The organism is Lysinibacillus sp. 54212 (assembly GCF_036662795.1).
In the GTDB taxonomy this organism is placed as follows: Bacteria; Bacillota; Bacilli; order Bacillales_A; family Planococcaceae; genus Lysinibacillus_B.
Genome location: NZ_JBAFWZ010000006.1, coordinates 50330 through 72975, shown reverse-complemented (window position 1 = coordinate 72975; position 22646 = coordinate 50330). Strand labels below are relative to the sequence as shown.

General features: G+C 37.5%; 22 protein-coding genes. 9 read left to right on the top strand and 13 right to left on the bottom strand.

Annotated features, from left to right (window positions below):
- Positions 1-196 precede the first annotated feature (196 nt).
- A complete protein-coding gene (locus V4T18_RS05905; protein ID WP_332647573.1) occupies positions 197-1708 on the bottom strand; it encodes a class I adenylate-forming enzyme family protein in 1512 nt (503 codons plus the stop codon).
- Between the two features lie 606 nt (positions 1709-2314).
- Here V4T18_RS05905 and V4T18_RS05900 point away from each other — a divergent pair.
- Both V4T18_RS05900 and V4T18_RS05895 read left to right on the top strand, forming a co-directional pair.
- The gene (locus V4T18_RS05900; protein WP_332647570.1) at positions 2315-2995 is read left to right on the top strand and encodes a hypothetical protein; all 681 of its coding nucleotides are present in this window, start codon (positions 2315-2317) and stop codon (positions 2993-2995) included.
- A 15-nt stretch (positions 2996-3010) separates the two neighbouring features.
- The gene (locus V4T18_RS05895; RefSeq protein WP_332647566.1) at positions 3011-3736 is read left to right on the top strand and encodes an urease accessory protein UreH domain-containing protein; all 726 of its coding nucleotides are present in this window, start codon (positions 3011-3013) and stop codon (positions 3734-3736) included.
- A gap of 102 nt (positions 3737-3838) precedes the next feature.
- On the opposite strand, the gene V4T18_RS05890 is transcribed toward V4T18_RS05895, so the two are convergent.
- The 6 genes from V4T18_RS05890 to V4T18_RS05865 all read right to left on the bottom strand — a co-directional run bounded on the left by V4T18_RS05890 (position 3839) and on the right by V4T18_RS05865 (position 8712).
- Positions 3839-6250 carry a heavy metal translocating P-type ATPase gene (locus V4T18_RS05890; RefSeq protein WP_332647563.1) on the bottom strand — a complete coding sequence of 804 codons (2412 nt, stop codon included), beginning with the start codon at positions 6248-6250 and terminating at the stop codon, positions 3839-3841.
- Positions 6251-6322: 72 nt separating this feature from the next.
- The gene (gene copZ, locus V4T18_RS05885) at positions 6323-6529 is read right to left on the bottom strand and encodes a copper chaperone CopZ (protein ID WP_332647560.1); all 207 of its coding nucleotides are present in this window, start codon (positions 6527-6529) and stop codon (positions 6323-6325) included.
- 42 nt (positions 6530-6571) lie between these two features.
- Positions 6572-6904, bottom strand: coding sequence for a metal-sensitive transcriptional regulator (locus V4T18_RS05880; RefSeq protein ID WP_332647557.1), 333 nt, complete (start codon positions 6902-6904; stop codon positions 6572-6574).
- Between the two features lie 70 nt (positions 6905-6974).
- Complete coding sequence (locus V4T18_RS05875; protein WP_332647555.1) at positions 6975-7922, bottom strand: cation diffusion facilitator family transporter; 948 nt, start codon at positions 7920-7922, stop codon at positions 6975-6977.
- 22 nt (positions 7923-7944) lie between these two features.
- Positions 7945-8268, bottom strand: a complete 324-nt coding sequence (locus tag V4T18_RS05870; RefSeq protein ID WP_332647553.1) for an ArsR/SmtB family transcription factor — start codon at positions 8266-8268, stop codon at positions 7945-7947.
- Between the two features lie 246 nt (positions 8269-8514).
- A complete protein-coding gene (locus V4T18_RS05865) occupies positions 8515-8712 on the bottom strand; it encodes a DUF2187 family protein (protein ID WP_332647551.1) in 198 nt (65 codons plus the stop codon).
- Between the two features lie 388 nt (positions 8713-9100).
- On the opposite strand from V4T18_RS05865, the gene V4T18_RS05860 reads away from it, so the two are divergent.
- Both V4T18_RS05860 and V4T18_RS05855 read left to right on the top strand, forming a co-directional pair.
- Positions 9101-10285 carry a CaiB/BaiF CoA transferase family protein gene (locus tag V4T18_RS05860; RefSeq protein WP_332647550.1) on the top strand — a complete coding sequence of 395 codons (1185 nt, stop codon included), beginning with the start codon at positions 9101-9103 and terminating at the stop codon, positions 10283-10285.
- A gap of 485 nt (positions 10286-10770) precedes the next feature.
- Positions 10771-11262 (top strand): hypothetical protein, encoded by a 492-nt coding sequence (locus V4T18_RS05855; RefSeq protein ID WP_332647547.1) that lies wholly within the window; start codon positions 10771-10773, stop codon positions 11260-11262.
- 65 nt (positions 11263-11327) lie between these two features.
- On the opposite strand, the gene V4T18_RS05850 is transcribed toward V4T18_RS05855, so the two are convergent.
- Positions 11328-11966, bottom strand: coding sequence for an SIMPL domain-containing protein (locus tag V4T18_RS05850; protein ID WP_332647545.1), 639 nt, complete (start codon positions 11964-11966; stop codon positions 11328-11330).
- A 59-nt stretch (positions 11967-12025) separates the two neighbouring features.
- Positions 12026-12646 (bottom strand): DUF2238 domain-containing protein, encoded by a 621-nt coding sequence (locus V4T18_RS05845; protein ID WP_332647542.1) that lies wholly within the window; start codon positions 12644-12646, stop codon positions 12026-12028.
- Positions 12647-12910: 264 nt separating this feature from the next.
- Here V4T18_RS05845 and V4T18_RS05840 point away from each other — a divergent pair, with 264 nt between their 5' ends.
- The gene (locus tag V4T18_RS05840) at positions 12911-13489 is read left to right on the top strand and encodes a hypothetical protein (protein ID WP_332647539.1); all 579 of its coding nucleotides are present in this window, start codon (positions 12911-12913) and stop codon (positions 13487-13489) included.
- 5 nt (positions 13490-13494) lie between these two features.
- Here the strand turns inward: V4T18_RS05840 and V4T18_RS05835 are convergent, their stop codons facing one another.
- Complete coding sequence (locus V4T18_RS05835; RefSeq protein WP_332647538.1) at positions 13495-14793, bottom strand: Fe-S-cluster redox enzyme; 1299 nt, start codon at positions 14791-14793, stop codon at positions 13495-13497.
- 121 nt (positions 14794-14914) lie between these two features.
- On the bottom strand, positions 14915-16273 hold the full coding sequence (locus V4T18_RS05830; RefSeq protein WP_442916908.1) for an acetamidase/formamidase family protein: 1359 nt from the start codon (positions 16271-16273) through the stop codon (positions 14915-14917).
- Positions 16274-17113: 840 nt separating this feature from the next.
- On the opposite strand from V4T18_RS05830, the gene V4T18_RS05825 reads away from it, so the two are divergent.
- Both V4T18_RS05825 and V4T18_RS05820 read left to right on the top strand, forming a co-directional pair.
- Positions 17114-17515: a hypothetical protein gene (locus V4T18_RS05825; RefSeq protein ID WP_332647534.1), complete on the top strand. Its 402-nt coding sequence runs from the start codon at positions 17114-17116 to the stop codon at positions 17513-17515.
- 18 nt (positions 17516-17533) lie between these two features.
- The gene (locus V4T18_RS05820) at positions 17534-18799 is read left to right on the top strand and encodes a hypothetical protein (protein WP_332647532.1); all 1266 of its coding nucleotides are present in this window, start codon (positions 17534-17536) and stop codon (positions 18797-18799) included.
- A gap of 127 nt (positions 18800-18926) precedes the next feature.
- Here V4T18_RS05820 and V4T18_RS05815 read toward each other — a convergent pair whose 3' ends face one another.
- The gene (locus tag V4T18_RS05815) at positions 18927-19283 is read right to left on the bottom strand and encodes a hypothetical protein (RefSeq protein WP_332647529.1); all 357 of its coding nucleotides are present in this window, start codon (positions 19281-19283) and stop codon (positions 18927-18929) included.
- A 337-nt stretch (positions 19284-19620) separates the two neighbouring features.
- Between V4T18_RS05815 and V4T18_RS05810 the strand changes: the two genes are divergently transcribed.
- Positions 19621-20964, top strand: coding sequence for a CAP domain-containing protein (locus tag V4T18_RS05810; protein WP_332647527.1), 1344 nt, complete (start codon positions 19621-19623; stop codon positions 20962-20964).
- Between the two features lie 44 nt (positions 20965-21008).
- Here the strand turns inward: V4T18_RS05810 and V4T18_RS05805 are convergent, their stop codons facing one another.
- Positions 21009-21305 carry a DUF6509 family protein gene (locus tag V4T18_RS05805; RefSeq protein ID WP_332647525.1) on the bottom strand — a complete coding sequence of 99 codons (297 nt, stop codon included), beginning with the start codon at positions 21303-21305 and terminating at the stop codon, positions 21009-21011.
- A gap of 35 nt (positions 21306-21340) precedes the next feature.
- On the opposite strand from V4T18_RS05805, the gene V4T18_RS05800 reads away from it, so the two are divergent.
- Positions 21341-22615 (top strand): alanyl-tRNA editing protein, encoded by a 1275-nt coding sequence (locus V4T18_RS05800; protein WP_332647523.1) that lies wholly within the window; start codon positions 21341-21343, stop codon positions 22613-22615.
- Positions 22616-22646: the final 31 nt, after the last annotated feature.

Genomic DNA, 22646 nt, shown 5'->3' with positions numbered 1-22646 from the left:
GCCCCCTTAAAAATATTTATGTAAGAAACGATTCTCACAAGCTTATAAAATAAATGTATATAAAGATTATATCGGTTAATAAGGCGAATGCGTTCATAATGAAATTAAGAAAAAATACTTCTCCATAAAAAAATCGATTCAAACTGAACACGTTTGAACCGATAATATAAATTTTCATACTAGATGAGTAGCCTGTTTACTGAGGCTGTAGTTTTTTTAGCTCCTCTTTCAAAAGCTTGCCAACTGTATTTTTGGGTAATCGATCGACAAAAACAACCTCTTTTATAACTTTATATGCCGCCAAATCTTTTCGACAAAAATCAATCAGCTCTTCCTGCGAAACAATCATTCCCGGAACAAGCTCAATATAAGCTCTAGGAATCTCCCCGAAATACGAATCCGGCACACCAACAACCCCAACCTGCGCAACTGCAGGATGTTTTATTAATACTGCCTCAATTTCTGCACTATAAATTTTCTCTCCATTACTTACAATAATATCCTTTAGTCGATCCACTAAATATAAAAAACCATTCTCATCAACATGACCAATATCCCCCGTGTAATACCAGCCGTCCTTCAACACTTGATCTGTTCCTTCTTCATCCTGATAATAGCCTAAAAATGTTTGTGGACCAGAGCAAATGACCTCCCCATTTTCATATGGTGGAAGCTCTTCCCCGGTTTCTAGAGAGACCACTTTTACCTCGCCATACATTACCGCTTTACCTTTCGAGCCGATTTTTTTATCATCAAATTCACTACGCCAAATCGTTAAACTTCCAGTGTATTCCGTAATTCCATATACCTGTTGAACTGGAATGCCGAACTGCTTAAAGACTACAATAATTTGAGGTGGGACTGACGCGGCACCACAAGTAATTGTTCTAAGTGTAGAAAGGTTTGGCTTCATAATATCAAGCGCTTTTATTAAAGCTGCGAGCATTTCTGGTACAGACATCATGGAGGTAATACGTTCCTTTTCTATTACTTTCCATGCTGAAATTGGCTCAAAATCTTCTAGCAATATAGTTGTTGCACCAGTATGAATATTTGTAATAAGTGGTACAAAGCCAGCAATATGAAACATCGGTACGACTAGCATAAAGCGATCTGACTCTAAATATGTGATAGTAGTTGATAAGCTTACTGAGGATGAAAATAGATTCAGATGCGAAAGCATGGCAGCCTTTGGGGCACCTGATGTACCAGATGTATAAATCATTAAAATTGGGTCATGATCATACGTTTTATATTCAGGCTCCTGAGCTGAATATAATTGAAAGATATTTGAAATTAAATACTCCCCATTATTCGAACTATTCGATAAATAATAATCTACGGCTGTTTCGGATTTCGTCTGTTCGATTAAGTTTTTTAAGTCTTCATCGTACATAACAGCCTTTACTTTGCTATGATTAAAGATAGTAGCTATTTCCTTGGCTTGTAGCTTGTAATTGACCGCTACGCAAATAACACCGATTTTTGCTGCTCCGAAAAATACGGTTACAAAATCAGCATTATTTTTACAAATTATCGCGATTTTATCTCCTGCCTTAAAATTCTTACCAATCAAAAAATGCGCAACTGCGTTAGAACGGCCATTCATCTCCTCAAAAGTAAGCCGTACATTATTGGCTACAAAACCTTCTTTCTTACCTAGTAAACGGGCCCGATCTGCTAACATTTGTCCAATATTGAATGCCACACTAACCACCCTCACTCTAAGATAATCTACTAAATAGCGTTCCCCTACCCTACTAACCTTTATTTTTCTGAATTTTAAGTTAATTTTAACAAAAATAACATCCTATGTAAACTTGCAAAAAATATAATTAAAACAGCATTTTTTCATGAATTTATAGCGTTAAAAAACAAGCATTTACAACTATTTTTAATAGAAAATAATATAAAAACCATAAGATACACCGTTCTCTGTAATTCTATTCACCTACTCTATAGGGGATTTTTAAAACTATTATTAACTTAACCACTCTTGCAATCGAAGTTATTTTTATACTGCAGAGTATAGTATTTAAAGCTCTTAATATTCTATGCAAAAACTTACACTAATATACATTTCAACCTTTTTCATAGTTTTAAAAAATTGTTTGTATCCCTATTTTATTATTATATTTTTATTAATTTATTTTATTTTTGGTGCGAGGTATCTTCAAACATATGAAATTTTAAGGGCCTACAGTGGATATGAACTCTGTTGTTCAGGTTATTATTAACGTAGGTGCATAACTATTTACTTTAAATTTTTTGGTTCATCCATTCAAGAAGGGCCATTTCCAAGGAGGTGCATTATTTGGATAGTGTATCCGAGAGAAGGTTTATAGATTTCTGCTTTACTACTAATATTTCTCTTATTCTTATTTTAGGGATGCTGCTCGCTATAGTCTTTAGCCTGATTCTTTCCTCAGTTCCGATATTTTTATCAATTTTTTTTATTTTCCTAATCGAATTAACTGTTGCGTTAACATGGTGGAAAAAGGGCATGGACTTTATTCTTTTTAATGCTTTAACGGGCTTTCTTGCATTCATGAATATCGGGACCATTTTGATACTCCCTCTTCTTCATTTAACATTCGGCTCCATTCTCTTTTGGATCCTTTTATTATTCTATTTCATTAATTTTGGTGTTTTATTATTTAAGCGAAAAATTATTGTAACTAGCATCCATAATCCTCAGCAATCTAAAATAGCAATTGGCTTTTTTATTGCCACGTCAATTATTATGTTTATGGGCATGTTAGCTTCAGGCCCACGAGGACAGTACGGAATCATTCACTATTTTCTTAGTGAAACCGGACTAACGATTTATATTTTTTCAGTCTTATATGCTATCGGGTTTATCATGAGTCTCTTCTCTGTTATCATGCTATATCCAATAAACAAGGAATATGAGGTACAGCCCAGGAGGCGAAAAAAGAAATCACGTGCACAACGCCGAAAAGAAGCGTTAAAGCAACGGCTAAAAAATAATTAATGGGGGGTATTTAATTTGTATAATTTCTTTAATGAAATCAGCCAGGCCATTACTAGCCCCATTTCAACTGTTTTAAATAGTTATGAGCATTCGCCACTAATCATTGCCATCTTGCTTGGACTTATTGGTGCTCTGGCCCCCTGTCAGCTTACTGGTAATCTGAGTGCCATTACTTTTTACGGAAATCGTACGATTCAATTGAAAAGTAATTGGGGAGAAATTATTTCCTTTATTCTAGGAAAGGTTGTTGTTTTTAGCTTAATCGGCTTTTTTGCCTGGCTATTTGGACAATCCTTTGAATCAAAAATAACAACATACTTCCCCATTTTCCGCAAGGCGATTGGACCCTTGTTGTTATTAACTGGGCTCGTATTAATCGGTGTTTTGAAATTGCGCTTCCTCGACCGTTTTACCCGTATTCCCCTATTTTTTAAGGAAGGTAAATTCGGTTCCTTTTTAATGGGAGCGGGCTTCTCCATTGCCTTTTGTCCAACAATGTTTGTACTGTTTTTTGTTTGGCTAATGCCAACCGTTGCTACGTCTTCTTATGGATTAATATTGCCGGCTATTTTCGGTGTTGCAACAGCGATTCCATTAATCATTTTATTCGGATTACTAAGTATGTTCGATTCAAAGCGTTTGATTATGAGGCTAAGCAAAAAAATGGGTAATAGCATACAAATTATTGCAGGTGTACTTTTAATACTTATCGGTATTTTGGATACGATCACTTATTGGTGATGGCACTAACTATAAGCGAGTGAGGGCACACTTCTATGGCAAGTATGTGTGAAAAAGAAAAGGAGCTGGCTTGATCCAGAGCCAGCTCCACTTTTTTACGAATTATAACTTTATTTTTTGTAAGCGTAGTGCGTTTAATACGACAGATACTGAGCTAAATGCCATTGCAGCACCTGCAACCCATGGAGCTAGAAGGCCGATAGCTGCGATTGGAATACCAATAATGTTGTACGCAAATGCCCAGAACAGATTTTGTTTAATATTCCGCATTGTTTTTCTGCTCATCATTATTGCATCCGCGATACTATTTAAATCCCCGCGAATTAATGTAATATCAGCAGCCTCCATAGCTACGTCAGTCCCCGTACCAATAGCCATACCGATATCGGCTGTTGCTAATGCCGGTGCATCATTAATACCATCACCAACCATCGCGACTTTCTTACCGTTCGCTTGAAGCTTTTGTATTTCATCTGCTTTTCCTTCTGGTAACACTTCAGCGATTACTCTATCAACGCCCACCTGTTGTCCGATTGTTTTAGCCGTTCGTTCATTATCACCTGTCATCATAATGACTGTAATGCCCATCTCTTTTAATCGGCGAATCGCTTCCTTCGACGTTTCTTTAACGGTATCGGCAACAGCTACTAAGCCAGCATACTGGCCATTAATAGCTGCAAGCATTGCCGTTTTACCCTCTGCTTCAAGCTGCTCCATTGTTGATAACACAGCCGAAATATCGATCTCGTATTGTCCCATAAGCTTACGTGTACCAATCACTACATTTTGGTCCGATACTGTTGCCTGAACGCCGTACCCTGGGATCGCCTCGAAAGATTCCACATTTCCTAGTGCAATCCCTTTTTCCTCAATCCCATGAACGATCGCCTCTGCAAGCGGGTGCTCAGACTGCTTTTCAGCCGCGCCAATCAATGACAAGAACGTCGTTTCCGTAAATGAAGGAGCTACAAAAACATCCGTTAATACAGGCTTCCCATGTGTGACAGTCCCCGTTTTATCTACAACTACTACTTCAATGGCCTGCGTTTGCTCTAAATGCTCGCCACCTTTAAATAAAATGCCGAATTCAGCCGCTCGACCAGAGCCTGCCATAATCGACGTTGGGGTTGCTAGCCCTAATGCACATGGGCAAGCAATTACTAGAACTGCAATTAACACCTCTAGTGCCGGAGTAAATTCTCCTGGTGTCACCCAAATAAACCAGATAAGGAACGATAGTATCGCGATTCCGACCACAATCGGAACGAAAATACCTGAAATTTTATCTGCTAAGCGTTGTATTGGCGCCTTAGAGCCTTGTGCATCTTCAACAACCTTTATTATTTGTGCTAACGCTGTATCACGACCAACCTTTGTTGCTTTCATTTTAATAAAGCCATTTTTGTTAATCGTCGAGCCAAAGAGTGCATCTCCAGCCTTTTTATCAACAGGTAGACTTTCTCCCGTTAACATCGATTCATCAACGGCTGTGTTGCCCTCTAGCATTTCACCATCAACCGGAATTTTTTCACCTGGCTTTACTAGGATCGTATCACCGATTACTACCTCTTCTAACGGTATTTCCGTTTCATTATCTTCTCTTATAACAACTGCCGTTTTCGCCTGTAAGCCCATTAATTTTTTGATTGCTTGGGATGATCGCCCCTTTGCCTTTGCTTCAAATAATTTCCCTAAAATGATCAGAGTAATAAGCACTGCACTTGTTTCAAAATATAAATGTGGTGCGTGGTGAGAATCACTCATTACAATTGCTTGATACACACTATAGAAGTAAGCAGCCGATGTCCCCATTACAACGAGTACATCCATATTCGCACTACCATTTCGTAACGCCTTATAGGCACCGGCATAGAATTGTTTTCCGATAAAGAATTGCACCGGTGTAGCGAGCGCCATTTGCACCCACGGATTCATTAAAATATCGGGTACATAAAGGGCAGAAAGAAAGGAAAAATGTCCAACCATCGTCCACAGTAACGGTAACGAAAATAGCGCTGAAATAATAAATTTCTGCTTCTGTGACCTAATCGCCTTTTCACGGTGATCCATTGCCTCTGCTTCTTCTACTTTTTGTTGAGCACCATACCCTAACTTTTCTATTTTCGCTATAAGATCAGCAAGGGCTATTTCGGAAGGGTTAAATTCAATCGTTGCTTTTTCGAGTGCTAGGTTAACGTTAGCAGAGGAAACGCCTTCCATTTTATTTAATCCTTTTTCAATTCGTGCTGAGCAGGCTGCACACGTCATACCGGTAATATTTAACTCTGTTTTTTGCTTTACAACGCCATATCCGAGCGCTTCAATTTTCTTTTCGAAATCGGCTTCGCTCAGCTTCGATGGATCGTATTTTATAGTGGATTTTTCAAGTGCTAAATTCACATTAGCTTGCTGAACACCCTCCATTTTATTCAAACCTTTTTCAATTCGGGTTGAACAGGCCGCACAGGTCATCCCTGTTATTTGCAGATTAGCCTCTTTTAAATTTGAACTCACTTTTCTCACCTCTCCATACCATATAGGGGTATATAGAATTGCAAATAAGAGAGTGCTACTAGAGCACCCTTCTTATTTTACATCATAGCCTTGGTCATCAATTGTTTCTTTAATTTGGTCAAGCGATACTTGAGTCTCATCGAATGCTACTTCTACTTGAGCCTCTTCAAGATTCACTTTCACTGATTGAACGCCACCTAAACCACCGACGCTACCTTCTACCGCTTTTACACAATGTCCACATGACATTCCTTGCACGTTTAAAGTTACATTTTGCATATACATTCTCTCCTTTTATTTAACATTCTAAAAATATGGAAATTATTTTTTCATTAGCTTCCCGATCGTAACGACTAATTCGTCTATTACCGATTCGTCGCCCTCTGCTAAACGATCCACGACACAGCTTTTTAAGTGGCCTTCTAAAAGAATTTTCGCCACACTATTTAATGCAGATTGCGTTGCAGAAAGCTGGGTGATCACATCGTCACAGTAAACATCCTTCTCTATCATTCCCTTAATGCCCCGAATTTGACCTTCGATACGATTTAATCGGGTCGTTAAATCCTTTTTCACACGTTCAGGATGATGGCTTTGTCGACACGCTGTTACTCCCTCTATATTACAGGCAGCTTCCTTCACTGTGTTTTCCATCCGTTTCCCCTCCCCACCTTAATTCGACTATACTATACCCATGCTAGGTATGCAAATGTTATGATTATTTTTAATGGTGATGATGATGGTGCCCAGCTTCATGCTTCACTTGACATAAAACTGAATGCTCATGCGGATGTGCTTCCGTCTCCATTTGGATGGTCACATGTGAAATCCCTTTATGCTCAAGCTCGTGCTCGATTTCACGGAGGATAACTTCACTTTCCGCTACTGAAAGTGATGCGTCTACAACCGCATGACAAGAAATAGCGTTTAACCCACTAGTAATCGTCCAGATGTGTAGATCATGGATACTACGAACGCCATTTGATTTTTCAAACGTTTGAATAATATCATTTAGGTCTATATTTCGTGGTGTACCTTCCATTAAGACATGAATCGAGTCTTTCGTAACTTTGATACCCCCTCGTAATACGAGAATGGCAACAATGACACTAGCAAGCGGATCGGCAATCCCCCAACCAAAAAACATCATCAAGAGTGCTGCAATAATGGCCCCCACTGAACCAAGCATATCACTTAAAACATGTAAGAAGGCACCGCGCATATTTAAGTTTTCTTCTGTATCTCCACCACGCATCATAATCCATGCCACCAGAATGTTAACGAGTAATCCGATGACACTTATTATAAGCATCCCTGTCGTTGCAACTTCAGGAGGATTTGCAAACCGTTCAATTGACTCATAAAAAATATAGAGGGCAATTCCTATTAAAGTAACGCCATTTAATAATGCTGCCAATATTTCAAAGCGCTTATATCCGAACGTTTTACTTGCGCTTACTGCTTTTTCACCTAACCAAAATGCAACAAGTGCAATGGCTAGTGAAATCGAATCACTTAGCATATGACCAGCATCCGATAAAAGCGCCAAGCTATTCGTTATATACCCCCCAACGGCTTCAACCACCATAAAGCTCGTTATAATAATAAATGAAATGAATAATATTTTTTTATTAGTACTATGCGTATGATTGTGCTCATGATTATGTCCCATTACTATCCTCCCCTTTCCCTATCTAATTATGCGTTGCGTGCTCAATCGCCTGTTTTAGCAAATTCATAATGTGATCGTCATCTGTAGAATAATACATCGTCGTTCCTTCACGTCTAAATTTTACTAATCGTAAATTTTTTAAAAATCGCAATTGATGGGAAACCGTTGATTGTCCTAAATCTAAAACGTCAGCAATATCGTTGACAGAATGTTCGCCCTCACACAATAAATTTAATATGCGAATTCTTGTTGGATCTCCTAATGCTTTAAAGGTTTGTGACACAACAAATAGCGTTTCTTCATCTAAAAGTTCATGACTACAGCTTGTTTCTTCTTCTCTATTCATACTCCAGCACCTCGTTTATTTCAGTATATGATTATATGTTCATATACAGTATATTCTTTTAATTGTAAAAATGTCAATACAATTAAAAAGAAGGTACTCAGAAAGTAAAAGCTTTCTGAATACCCCCATCTATTATGACTATTTATCCATTAAGAATTATTGCTCCTCGGGTAGTCACATCCACATGCCATCATCCTCGTTGTTAAGGTTCGTCTCAAAACCTCTTTTTAGCCGACCCCTTAGTAATCAGTATAATATTTTATAATTTTTGTGATTTACGACTGTATAATCATTAGGAATTTCATCGATTAGCTTTGCATAAAACTCCGGATGAATTTTTACTAGCACCGAATTTTCATAGTGCTTAAGAACCTTCCCCTCAATTGGTTGGTTAAATCGATGAAAAACAATGTTATCCGCTGTCTTTGCCTTTTTTAATGTCATCGTCCCATCCCCCTATAGAAGTCTATTATCTTATTTTCAATTTTCCCTATATTAATAGTTTATAAACAAAGAACACTAAATATTCTAACTTTTGAAGAATTGTCGTATTTATAATTGAAATCTTAACCTTAATATATGCTGGAAAACCTCTATTTGTGTAGATTCGCTCGTTTGATCTATACGTATTCACACTTCTATAATGCTTTCCCAAAATACAATAAAAGGTCACAAGTTTACAGGCATCTTCATGTAATATTCAGAAAATTTACCCTATAATAATAGATAAATATATAATTCTACAAAAACAACTGTTATAATATAGATACACATAATTATAACTGTATTATTACAGTTTCTTGTTATTGACCAATATAAAGGGGATGGGAAAATGACAATTCTTAATGGTTTAAAAATTTTAGATTTCTCAAATTTATTACCAGGACCGCTTACGACGATGATGTTTGCTGATTTAGGGGCCGATGTCATTCATATTGAATCATCCAGACGCGTTGATTTAATGAGAATTATGCCACCTTACGATGAAAATAAAGAGGCTTATATTCATCAGCATTTACATCGCTCAAAAAAATCACTTTCATTGAATTTAAAAACGGACGAGGCTTCGGAGATCGTCAAATCGCTAGTAAAGGAATACGACATAATTGTTGAAGGCTTCCGACCTGGGGTAATGAAGCGACTCGGTTTAGACTACGAAACATTGAAGGAAGTCAATCCGCGCTTGATTTATTGCTCTATTACAGGCTATGGTCAAACAGGTCCTTATGCAAATCGACCAGGTCATGATAATAACTATTTATCGGTTGCAGGTGTACTCGACCACTCGCGACTAAAGGATAAAAAGCCGGTTGCTATGGGGATTCAAATTGCAGATGTTGCAGGTGGGACATTGCACGCAGCAGTAGGGGTGCTCGCTGCGGCACTACACCGCGAAAAAACAGGTGAAGGTAAGTATGTTGATGTTTCTATGACGGATGCTGTCTTTACGATGAATGCATTATATGGCTCACAATACTTTGGAAGCGGCAGATGCCCGCAACCAGAGGAAGAAATATTAAACGGCGGGACGTTTTATGACTATTACAAAACAAAGGACGGTCGATACTTCTCAGTCGGTAGCCTAGAGCCTCATTTCCGCAAGCTTCTCTGTGAGGCACTTGAAATTCCCGAGCTAATCGATAGTACATTTATTGATTCAGCATACACACAAACACGATTTAAGGAAGCTGTATGTGATGCATTTAAAACAAAAACATTTGAGGAATGGCTTGAAGTTTTTAACGAGGATTTCCACGGCTGTGTAGAGCCTGTCCTTACATTTGAGGAAGCTAGCGAGCATCCACAGCTGATTGCACGGGATATGCTCGTAGATGTGCCTAAGTCTGACGGTTCAACTCAGCGACAAATCGGTTCAGCACTTAAATTTAGCGGCGTAGAGCCAACCTACAAATTTGTTGGTGCTAAAATGGGTGAGCATACCGAGGAAATTTTAAAGGAAATCGGCTACACTCCCGAACAAATCACCGCATTCAGTAATAAAGGTGTATTAGATTAAGATAGAGGCAGGTGCTAATTTGCATCTTCAAGAACTGTATATAAACTATTGTTTTCCTACAAAGGTATATGAAACGGGGGGCTAGAGCTAGACATTGCTCAGAATCCAATAATTTATAAAGACCCTCTTATAGGTGACAGTGAAAATGCAAGAATGCTTCAAGCTATTCTTGCATTTTTTAATTTCGGGTTGGTTACTAGCCATTTTTTCAAAAATACTAGCCGATTTTTTTGATTTACTAGCCAAATTCCGAAAAATACTAGCCACTTTTAAAAATTTACTCGCCAATGTGAAAATTCGACGATTGATTAGTAGTCATATACAAGAAAAGACTTCCTCACGCTTTGTTTGAAGCGAGCTGTATTTTTCTAATCAAATTGTCCCCATTTATTGAAATATCCTCTTCGTATATATTAATGTGCACTGTAAAAACTATCGATACCATTCTTCAACTGGTAATAATTCTCGAGGAGGACAACAGATAGATGAAAAACATCAGTAAAATAATACGTTGTTGCATTATGGCGGTAGTTGCTTTTGCTTTTATGAGTAGTATTCCACTTGTTACATTCGCAGCTTCTCAACACCAGCATGCCTCATTTGGTATGCCGTCATCATTGGATGAGAAAACGAAGGCGAAAGCAAATGACATTCTGACACTATTAAAAAAGGATTTAATTGAACTCGGTGTAAAGTTTTCAAATACTGAAAAACCAAAGCTAGATGAGGCGACTAAAGTAAAAGTACAGGAAATTAAAGAAAGGATAAAAGACGGTAGCATAACAAAGGAAGAGGCTCATAAGCAATTTCAGGAACTCGGATTGAGCTGCACTATGGATACGAGAAAAGATATTTTTAAAGGGTTAGATGCTGCGAAAAAGGCCCAAGCAGAAGCACTAATAAATAAAGCAAAAGCGGATTTAAAAGAACTAGGTATTGAATTCCATTTCTATATGTTGAATCAATTTCCGAAGTAAAATGAGTCTAACTTTTTCAAGTTTTTTTCTCCAATCCATGCTACCGCCTGTAAAACGAATAACAATTAAAAGCGAAATTTCACATTAACTGTGGCACTTATCGTCAGTTGTCCCGGTTCGATTGGCGTAGAACTAGCCTCATTCATATTGTATGCTGCTTGATAAGGTGCAGGTCTGCTATTACTGATTTCCACTATTTCAATTGGTTGTGGATAGAGCGATAATTTCATCTTTTCAGCGATTGTTTTTGCCTTCAACTTAGCATTTTGAAGCGCTACTTTTAATGCCTGCTGATAATATATATCCTCATTAGAGATTGTAAATTGAATCGAGGATATATGGGTTGCACCGTTTTGAACAGCCGTATCAATAACGGTGCCTACTTGTGTTAGATCTGTCAGTTTTACCGTAATAGCATTAGATACCTCATACCCTCTAAATACTTGCCTGCCTTCTATATAGTCATAACGTGGAGAAATAGTATACGCTGCCGTTTGAATGCTCTCTCTCGGTATAGTTAATTCCACAATTGATTGAATAACCTGATTCATCGTCACGGCATTTTGTTCCTGTGCTTCGCTAACATCCTGTCCCGTCGTAACTACCTCTATTTGAAATTGAACCATATCTGGCTTCGCTGCTACTTGCCCACTCCCCGTTACCTTGATTACACGGCACATTGAACAATGGTTCTGATAGAACATCTCTTCCCACCTTTCGTAGGTTTACTACTAAAGGCTATGCTACTCCCTTTCAATATGTGTCACGTCAATCTTTTCAAGAGTTTATCGTGTAATTTCGTGAAAATAAGTAACGCAAGTAAGCAGCCCATTAACGCTAAAAACATATCCCATTGTGCATCCCATTTATCACCCTGCATGCCTAAAAAATCCTTCGATGCTCTGCCACCCTTCGATATTTTCGTGCTTAGCCATTCAATAATTTCGTACAAGGCTGCTACCGCTAGTAAAATACTGATAGATATCCCTGTTAACCAGGCTCCTTTCGTTAAAGGTGTGAGCCTTATCAATATTTCTCTAATAACAATTGCTGATAGCCCTTTTACAAAGTGACCAAATCGATCATAATTATTTCTTTTTAAATGAAACTCTTCCTTAATCCAGTCAAACAGAGGAACCTCCGAATACGTGTAATGACCACCTATAAATGTCAGGATCGATAAGAGTGCAATAATACTGTAGGAAAAAGTAGTAAAACGAAATTTATTGTATGTAGCGCAAATTATAATAATCACAACGACTGCAGGACTCACCTCTAAAAACCAATCCAAATATGTTTTCGGTTTAATTGCTGACCATATAAATACCGCTATAAGAATAAATAACAGGGCTACGTGTATAGTTGAATACCTTTTCTTACTCACAATACTCACTCCTTCTGCTCAACAGTATGTGAATAGAAAGAAGTGCTTATTCAACTAACGCAATGCAGTTTAGTAAGGGACAATCTAATAATTATTTATATTCTTTCAAATTGGTATTTTATTGAATCTTTTTCTAGTATAAAATCGTAGTATATAGTAACAAATTGTACCTTATTAAGAAAATCTTAATTATTTCATTAAGCTTTTATCATATTTGCTTGTTATAGTTAGAGTAATCAATCATTCTTATTTGGAGGTGAGAACATGAGTAAAACTATTTATATTGTGTTAACTGAAACGGGTTCTTGGCTATCTCGTGCGATTCAGCTGTACACGCAAGAAAATTTTAATCACGTTTCCATCGCCTTCGATTCAGAATTGAAGGAAATGTACAGCTTCGGTCGTAAATTTGAAAACAACCCTTTTATTGGGGGCTTTGTGAAAGAGGATGTGCGTTCAAGGCTATTCCGGAACGCAAATTGTGCGATTTATCAGTGTCAGGTAACAGAGGAGCAATATGACCACTTAAGACAGGAAATTCAATATTTTGATCTTCATAAAGAAAAGTATAAATATAACTTTATCGGACTCATCGGTGTCGCCTGCCGAATCCGACTTAAACGTTCTTATGCTTTTTTCTGTTCACAATTTATTGCAACCATTTTTATGAATGCAGGCATTTCCATTGACGGTCAATGCCCATACTTTACAAAACCGACTGATTTTGCAAAATGGGCCTGGATGCAGCCTTGTTATCAAGGACCCCTGCGTCATTATGTATTCTTGCCAAGAACAGCACCAATGCCAAATATCCCAATACGAACGATTGGTAAAATTGCTTAATGCTATTATTCTACATATGACGCAACGAAATCCCGTAACTCTTTATAATGAGGTTCAATTAGTAAATATTTTTTATACACTTCCATCAATTTCTCAAAAAGTTCGTATTGCTCAGTAGCAAATAATGCTTTCAAAAGATTGCATACATGCCTTGAAGTCATTTTAGCTATTGAATAATAAGAACTTGTTGGACTAGCATACTGTTCACGCCACGAGTCTATTGATTTCCGTATATTTCGCGGAGATTCATCAATAAGAAATGCAATATCCTGCTGAACAGTAGCTTCAATTTTATGTAACACATGCTCGTCAAAAGGCTCGTTAAAATAATTATATATAGCCTTACAGGATGCAATCTCATGCTCCGTTAATAGTTTAATGACCTGATTGAAATCCTCTACTTGAACGAGGGACTGGATAATCATATAAAATGCATGCTCTAAATAGTTTGTATTATATGCTTTTACAAGCGTCATAGGCTGTGGCTTTAAAATATGTAATGCGTGCCCATATTCTAAAATAATTTCGACAGCATAATTATTTAATCGATCTTCATCTATTAAATAGAGTCCGTGCCGAATGACGTGTCCTGCATCCTTTCTTACAGCTGCTTCCTTCATTAAAATATAGGCAAAAAGCATTCTTTCTCTCTCTGTTAAGATCCACTCCCCGCTACACCACCCTAATTCAACCTGCCTGATTAGCTTTTTTAGCTTTCTAAAATGTCTATTCCCACTTGTAAAATGAATCATCACATTTAATAAATGCAGCTGCTTCAGTTTTAAAGAGCGCTCATTTTTCTGATGGATGTGCTGAATAAGCTGATGAATCGTTGTGGCAACTCTGTTTCTACCGGTGAACTTCATTAATTGTTCCTTGTAATGCTGCATTAATAGCATTGGCTGTGAAATATGTACTAATGATATTTCTTTGAAAATGGTACTGATACTGTCAGCATATTCTTTTATCTCCACTATTGGCTCACTTTTTCTTTCAAAATGAATAAGATAGCCTTCTCCTATTTGAAAAGCGTAGATTCCTTCGTGCTGTCCCTTGACATTATTAAAAGCTATCTCTTTACCAAATACAAATGCTAAAAAATGCTGTAATTCAAATGGCTGGTGCATCATTATTTGCAGCATGAGCTGGTGTTGTTTTTCTGGGGATTGCACGAGCTGCTGCATTTTCAATTGTGCCATTTCAATTTCCTCATACGGGGCATAATTCCCTTGGCACCAATTGTTTACGATAAACTCTGCTAGGACAGCAATAGCCTCTTGCTTATTAATAATCATTTGTGACAATAACCTCACCTCCTCCGAACAAACATCTACAAAAAATATACCAAATTATTACTAGAAACGGAAAGGCTATTCATGCTGCTAAAAAAATCCGCTGAAAGTAGCGGATTCAAAGTCTATTCTTTTAACAATCGTATTGTTTTTTTACATATTTAAAGATTCGTGCATTTTTTAACATGGATTTAGGGAATTGAGCCGTAACGGTAACCGCTCCTGGATATCTACCAATTTCAACACCGCCAGCTATAGTAGCGCGATTTTTCACTTCTTCTTGGGATAGCTCAAGTAATTTTGTTGCACAGTTTAAAGCATTTTCTGTAGCACTCTTTATACATTCACCCGTACCAACGAATGATAGAGGGAATGCCTCCTCAAGCTGCTTTACGCCGTACTCATCTGCTAAATCTCGTGCAATCCGTTTTTCTTCCTTCGTAAATGGTTTTGCTAAAAAAGGTAGATCGTCTATATTCGGAAGTAGAATAGGGCTATCGATTGCCACCTTTTTTAAGACACTTACCTTTAACTGTACGATGCCAGAAACATTGGTAGAATGACCAGCTAGTAAGCCATCCCCCTGCATAGCACGTAAATCTCCAATATACATACCCGCTCCCGTTACCTTAACAGGGCAAATAAGGACCGCTCCTTCTCTAATTCGATTCATATGTAAATGACCATCTGTTCGGTGATTGTCTAACTCTTCCTTCGTAAATGAGAATTCATGAGAAGCACCAATTAAAGGAATACCTGTATCCCCTGCATTATATGATGCTGGCATTGCCTTCGAGGGCATTGTTCCGATTTCAGCGATAAATGGTCGAATTCTTGTCATTACACCAACTAAATCACTTGGTGCCAAGCTAACGCTATGGTTTTGTACGGATTGCTCTGGTAAACGCATAAAGGCATGAGCTTTTTGCCCAATTTTTCGCGCTGCTTCCCTTCCTATTGTTAAGCCCATTCCTCTTTTATGATTAAGAGCCATTGTATAGCCATTGACCATTTTGAACGGTGCTGTATCCGTATCACACGTAGCACAGCGTATAGCACCTGCGCCGACACTCCTTACCACCGTTTGAGGATGCAGCTTTCCACATCCAGGACATTTTACTTTTAAGAGTGGATCCCCGATAAAACGATCTACAATTTGCTGGTCCACACCAGAGGCAGTTGCACTCGATGTTACTTTTATAGAATCTATTTCTATTACAATGGAATCGCCTACTTCTGCTCCCTCAATCCGTACCGGCTTAGTCACTTCCTGTCCGCCTCTTATCGCTGGCGTCATCATTGGACCCCAACACCCAGGTGCAATATTGGCAATAATTGTGCCCCCATCCTTTAAGGGACCAAGCATATTTTCTGCGGGATCTAATATTCCATCTGTAAACTCATTAACAAACAACATTTCCACCGATTGAACGGCCTTTTCGGTTACATTCTCTTGCACTTGTTCTAATGGAGAAAGTAGTTCGTTCTGCACATTTATCATTCCCTTTCGCATCCTTTTTTTACCTATCTAAAGTATAGAGAATAGCCAAATATTGTACAAGGATTAACATGAAAAAAGGCGCATTTATTCCCTCATTTTTGTTATTTGTACACATTGTCCCCTTAATTCATCTTTTCTGTTACATATGTAAAATAATTGTCATAAAAAATGTATAGGAAATGTGAAAGAAAGTTGCTACGAAAACATTCAAACAGGAAATGGTTGTATTTTTATGCATTACAATCTTATTAAAGCTATGTTAAAATCCACATTTTATTAAATTTTTGATGTATGATGGTTCCAGTTCCAAATTTATTCTGTGACAATTATTCACAGAAGCATTACACTTCGCATGACGTTCACATTCCGCAAAGTAGATTTCGCTACTTTTGAACGTACATCTGAAAATTCCTCACCCGTATTTGGACATTTGAAAACACCTCTAACTAAGAACGATGAAAAAGCACACCTCGTAAAGAAGTGTGCTTTTTTATCCGATAAAAATATAAATAATCCTATCTTCCAAAAATAATTAATTATTCATATAATTAGTGTAGGTACAAATTCACTAACTACTGCTAGTTTGATTGGAGAGATGGAAAATTGTCGAATAATTTATATACTCCCCTTTTTATTCTTACTGATTGTGTAGAAGAGAATCTTGAAACCTCTTATTCATTACACGAGCTATATACTTTTTTACTCCGCGATCCCTATCACGATAACTTACATGTTTTATCAGCGGTTCGTGACCTATGGTGTTATTTTTATTTTGATGAGAAAGAGCTCGTACTACATCCGAAAATAAATCTAATATATAGTTTACGTTCGATGATAGTAAAAATTATAAGCACAAATGAAATAATGCAACGGTTAAAAAAATCAACAGTTGGATTGGCGGCCCAGTCCATGCTAGCTGCTATAAAAAGCATGAATCTCTTTATTGATATTTTAGATATATTCTATGAGAGCCTTGATCAGGAAATGCAGCATACATTAAATTCAATTATATCTTTTGATATTAGTAAATTATTTGATCAGCAATTTAATTTAATCGAGGAGTACCCTTCCAAGTTTGTAGGGTTACAAGCGGCGGCAATTAAGGCCATCAGACTATTCATCGTAAATCACGAGGAGCACTATACAGAATCTTTAATGGACATATCAAAGTCAGTACGAAACTACCATCTACAATATAAACAATTTTTCACCTGCAGCAATTCAACCTTATAGTGATTGGAGGAAGATATTATGGTTGTAAATTTAGTTTCGAATCAGGAAATCATTAAAGGTCTCGCTTATTTAACACATACAGGTCGGTTCCATGAATGTTTACGTCATGGTACCTTCGTATTGTCCCGTATCCAGGAAAGTAATGATGTAGAAGATGAAGTTAAAGTATTAGCAGAGCTAGTAGAGGCATGCTTGCAGCTAAGTGATTCAGTGAAGCTAAAAATTTATTTTTTGCAATATGAGGAGAAGATTAAATTTACAAAGCTTCAACAGTCACAGCTACGCTTTTTAATATTAAAAGGTCATGTACAGCTTGCTATATTAAATGACGAGGAAGCCGCGATGCATTCTTATAAAAAAGCAGCTAGCTTGGCATTTAAAATACAGGATTATGGGCGATTAACTGTTATACTTACTAACATTATTTACTTACATAAAGATACGCTTCCATTAGATCAGCTGTTAAAGCTTGCCCAATTAAACTATCTATTTGCTCACCAAGCAACAGATCGCAAAGCAATCCGAATAATTTCATGTACATTAAAATTATTAGACATTTATGTAAAGTTAATGGATTGCGAAAAGTTTTATCATTTTTATCACCTTGTTAAAAGTATGCCCGAATTACAAAATCAATATCGTGAAAAAATAATGGTCGAAATTGTTTATGCTAATGGATTAATATGTGAGAAAAAATATGAGGAAGCCTTACATGTGCTCCATTCACTAGAGGAAGAATTAATTGATTCAAGCGATTTTCTTTTACTGCTTGATGTTTTAAATAAATTCCAGGATATTTATTCAGTATATCAAACCGAGAAATTGGATGAGGTTAATAAAAAAATAGCCTTCAATAAAGAACTACAAAAAAAACGGGCCGAGGAGTTTGGGCCTATCTTCCAGCAGCGAGAGATTCAACGGTGGAAACTTCAACAACAAACCATTCATGAGTATACAAATGGATTAATCCAAAGCACAGTACCCTTTTGTTATACCTTATTCCATGTAGCTCAATCAGACTACGATCAGCTCGCACAGTTAATTGACGAAAAATGGATGAATATGCACTATAAGTCTATGAAGGTTCATGAGGAAAAGCTGCTTCTCATTACACATCAGAGGGAGGAACCTGTAGCGTTAATTTCAAATTTAAGAGATGAGATCCGCTCTCTTGAGTATGCTACATTACAGTCCACGCAAGCCTCATCCTCAAGAGAATTTTTCGACCTAGCTCATGCAATCTTATATTATAAGCAATTTAAAAGAAATCATTCAGATATGTAACGCCTAGGGAGGGCATCATACAAGGGGACAATACACTGTTAACTGTCCTCCCTCCTTCTAATCTCAGTCTATCTTGGCTAGAAATCATCCAGCTATAATCGGTAGCAGGATTCCTATCGAAACCTATTTACTCGCTACTTATCCATACATATTTCACAAAGCATTTTACTGTTAATTGGAGAATTAGCGTTAAGACAGCTATCCAGAGAATAGCTATATCTCTACCAAACGGGATAAACCACGAACCATCATTTATTAATAAAAGGGATGCTAGCAGGAGCGACAGTAAACATGAAATTACATTCAAGCCTACTATATAGACATTTTTCATTTTGACCGAAAGCACACCAATAAAAATTATATAACCTAGCCATACTGTAAAAAGAAATGATGCTCCCTCTCCTTTTAGATGTTGCCCATATTCATAATAATGAAATAAAAAGGCAACAGGCAAACAAGCAAAAACATACCCAACATATTTCATTCACAATTCACCACTCACAACATTTTAGTGTAATTTTACACTTTCCAGATATGTATATCAAATTGCAGCTTCTAACTATTTCTAAAACTTATAGGTAGATGAATCTTTTTACTTTACTAGTATTATTCGATGTTCTGCTAGGTTTATATGTAGGGAGAGTTTAGAAGTGTCCGTAACAAGCTATTTTTAACGAACAGTACTTTTTGTGTATTCTATATTTATTTATCTATAAACAAATAACCTACATATAGTCTAATAGGTTCATTTTATTCTAGTAACGTTAATCCCTACTTTTGTAATGGTATAATTTATAAAAAAGTGGAAGGACGTGAAATTTATGAAAAAATTATTCTACCTATTTACTATTTGTTTAATAATTGTTTCCTTTACCCCAGAGACTAAAGCGAGTGAACTTATAGATAAAGATACATTTTATAGCAATCAAATTTTTCCGGATGTAAATCGGAACTATGTCTTCTTTAAGCCAATTCAATGGGCATATAATAACGGCATCATTGTCGGCTCAAATGGTAAATTCAATCCGAATGATACCGTTTCCGAGGAACAATTTGCAAAAATGTATACGAATTTTTTCAATTTCCCTAACGTAAAAACTGACCAAAATGGATCGAAGGCTTGGTCAGATGTATACTATGCACGCCTGGGGGCTTACAACGCGCCACTGAACGGATATGGAAGCACCGCTCTACGCCATAAGCCGATTTCACGTGGATTGCTGGCTCAGCTAGTCGCATTTGCTCACGGCAAAGATTACGATTTAGAGAGTGCTGTTACTTATTTAATGGATAGTGGCATTTCTTCCGGACAATATCCACATGAAACTAACCCTATAAAGCGCTTTGGAGCCACTAATACATTATCGCGCGCTCAGGCCGTAACATTTTTATATCGGATGTATCAGCAAGAAAAGCATCAGTTAGAAACCGGCACGAGCTCGGTCTTTAAAGACCTTAGCTTCTCGATGCATAGCATGGATTCATATGGAATTGGCGGGAAAGTCTATGCCGCTGTTATTCAGAAGGCCTATAATGGCTATGAATTAGCCTTTGTTTCTGAAAATCATCTGATCGGTGGGTACCTAACAAAATCGGGAACAACATTTGAAGGCTATACGATTGGAAGTCCATATACAGGCGAAAAAATTGTAACTAAAAATAATAAAAGGCTCACTATTCTTGTCGATGAGCATAATAAAAACAAAATCGATGCCATTTACTGGACATCTACAACTGAATTTGCGAAAAAACAATTTGCCACAATGCATAACGATAATTCCGCGAAAAAAACGGAAAGCCTTGAGTTTTTAATGGCTGAAATTACAAATGCCACACGTGTAAAACATGGACTTGTAGCATTTAAATACGATAAAAAGCTAGCCTCTGTTGCAAAATCGCACAGTGTAGATATGTATAAAAATAATTATTTCGATCATGATTCATTAAAGGGACTATCTCCATTCGACCGTATGAAAGCAGCGGGCTTATCTTATAGAGTAGCCGCAGAAAATCTAGCACGTAGCTATACGACGATTTTCGAGGCACATAATGGCCTTTATAACTCTCCAGGGCACCGAAAAAATATTTTAAATAGCTCTTTAAAAAATATCGGTATTGGCGTTCATCACAATTACTACACTATTAATTTTATTACGTATTTTTAATAAGGGAAAAGCGCTGCCTACAGAATTAGACAGCGCTCTTTTTATTACTCGATACTTTCTGTTGTTAATTGCTCATGGCAAAAGCTCAAAATGATCGCTTCTTCCTCTTCCTCAAGCGCAAAATCTAAATACGTATTTTCTGCCTTCTCGATAATGAAGTAATTTAAAATCCGGATATCCTCTTCATTTTGTGCAACGATTACACGTACTTCGATGCCCGCTTCCGTATACAGCTCGTCCTCTTCATCTATTTCAACATCTAATAAAAACTCAAATCGCTTACCTTCAATAATATTTGTCGGGTCTTTAATTTCTTCCATTGAAAATGCACTAATTTCCATGTTGCTCGCTCCTTTTCGCGAAATCTCTCCCTTTTATGATAACCAATTTTCTCCCTTCGTCAAATGAAGGATTCAAAGTGACAGAGAAGGACTGTTGTGACACAATCATTTTAAAGGAGTTGAAGAGGTTGAAGGATTTACTATACTATCAGGATTCGATGATAAAAGAATTTACGGCAACCGTTATAAAAACTGGTACGGAGAGTGAGCGGCATTTTCTTGTGCTTAGCAATACTGCATTTTATCCAACAGGTGGAGGACAGCCACATGACACAGGCTGGATTAACGATGTTGAAGTAATCGATGTAGAAAAGGTAGACGAGGACATTCGTCATTATATAAACGGTAATAGTAGCCAAATTACAGGTGAGGTACATGGAAGGTTAGACTGGACGCGTCGATTCGACCATATGCAGCAGCATGCCGGTCAGCATATTTTAACAGCGGCATTTGTTGAGCTATTCGGCTATGAAACGGTTAGCTTCCATCTAGGGAGTGGCCTCGTGTCGATTGATTTGAATGTGAGTGACATTTCAGAAGATGAGCTACATATGGCACAGCAGCGTGCGAATGAGATCGTCCTTGAAAACCGTACGATTGAAACAAAGTGGGTGACGAAGGACGAGCTAGCTCAGTATAACTTACGCAAAGATGTTTCAGTGGACGAGGATATTCGTCTTGTTATTATTCCTGAATATGATTATAACGGCTGTGGCGGGACTCACCCTAAGTCAACTGGACAAGTACAAGCGATTAAAATTATGGAAGTCGAAAAAATGAAGCAAAATATCCGTGTTCATTTCGTTTGTGGAGGGCGGGTACTACAGGAGCTTTCGATGCGAAAAAATGTATTAACAGATGTGGCCCGTCAATTAAGTGTGCCCGAGAGTCAAGCAAATGTTGCCCTATCGAAGTTAATGCATGCGACAAAAACAACGGAAAAAGCATTAGGGGAAGCCCGTGATGCACTCCTTGTATACGAAGCAAAGGAATTAGTAGGCAGTGCCGAAGAGATCATCCCCCTATGCTTTGAAAACCGTACGATTCAAGAATTGCAAAAGCTAGGTCGATTTATTACACAGGAAGATCCGGGACGAATTGCTCTACTCGTTGGGGATAATGAAGATAAATTACAATTTATTGCCGCACGTGGCGGGGATGTAGCCACATCGATGAAAGCTATTACAGCAAATGTTCTCCCATTGATTAATGGGAAAGGTGGCGGAAACGATGCACTTGTGCAAGGTGGTGGAGAAAAGATTATCCCTGCCTCCGCGCTACTTGAGGAAATGAAAAAGGCCCTCTTATAGGGGACAGTAAAAATGCGAGAATGCTTCATGC

Excerpts from the sequence above, each read along its gene's own strand:
- V4T18_RS05865 (WP_332647551.1), bottom strand. The coding sequence starts at position 8,712 with ATGACATTAAAAAAGGCAAAGACAGCGGATAACATTGTTTTTCATCGA.
- V4T18_RS05870 (WP_332647553.1), bottom strand. The coding sequence starts at position 8,268 with ATGAATAGAGAAGAAGAAACAAGCTGTAGTCATGAACTTTTAGATGAA.
- V4T18_RS05820 (WP_332647532.1), top strand. The coding sequence starts at position 17,534 with ATGGTTGTAAATTTAGTTTCGAATCAGGAAATCATTAAAGGTCTCGCT.
- V4T18_RS05850 (WP_332647545.1), bottom strand. The coding sequence starts at position 11,966 with ATGTTCTATCAGAACCATTGTTCAATGTGCCGTGTAATCAAGGTAACG.
- V4T18_RS05800 (WP_332647523.1), top strand. The coding sequence starts at position 21,341 with ATGATAACCAATTTTCTCCCTTCGTCAAATGAAGGATTCAAAGTGACA.
- V4T18_RS05855 (WP_332647547.1), top strand. The coding sequence starts at position 10,771 with ATGAAAAACATCAGTAAAATAATACGTTGTTGCATTATGGCGGTAGTT.
- V4T18_RS05880 (WP_332647557.1), bottom strand. The coding sequence starts at position 6,904 with ATGGAAAACACAGTGAAGGAAGCTGCCTGTAATATAGAGGGAGTAACA.
- V4T18_RS05875 (WP_332647555.1), bottom strand. The coding sequence starts at position 7,922 with ATGGGACATAATCATGAGCACAATCATACGCATAGTACTAATAAAAAA.
- V4T18_RS05815 (WP_332647529.1), bottom strand. The coding sequence starts at position 19,283 with ATGAAATATGTTGGGTATGTTTTTGCTTGTTTGCCTGTTGCCTTTTTA.
- V4T18_RS05810 (WP_332647527.1), top strand. The coding sequence starts at position 19,621 with ATGAAAAAATTATTCTACCTATTTACTATTTGTTTAATAATTGTTTCC.
- copZ (WP_332647560.1), bottom strand. The coding sequence starts at position 6,529 with ATGCAAAATGTAACTTTAAACGTGCAAGGAATGTCATGTGGACATTGT.
- V4T18_RS05805 (WP_332647525.1), bottom strand. The coding sequence starts at position 21,305 with ATGGAAATTAGTGCATTTTCAATGGAAGAAATTAAAGACCCGACAAAT.
- V4T18_RS05840 (WP_332647539.1), top strand. The coding sequence starts at position 12,911 with ATGAGTAAAACTATTTATATTGTGTTAACTGAAACGGGTTCTTGGCTA.
- V4T18_RS05825 (WP_332647534.1), top strand. The coding sequence starts at position 17,114 with ATGATAGTAAAAATTATAAGCACAAATGAAATAATGCAACGGTTAAAA.
- V4T18_RS05860 (WP_332647550.1), top strand. The coding sequence starts at position 9,101 with ATGACAATTCTTAATGGTTTAAAAATTTTAGATTTCTCAAATTTATTA.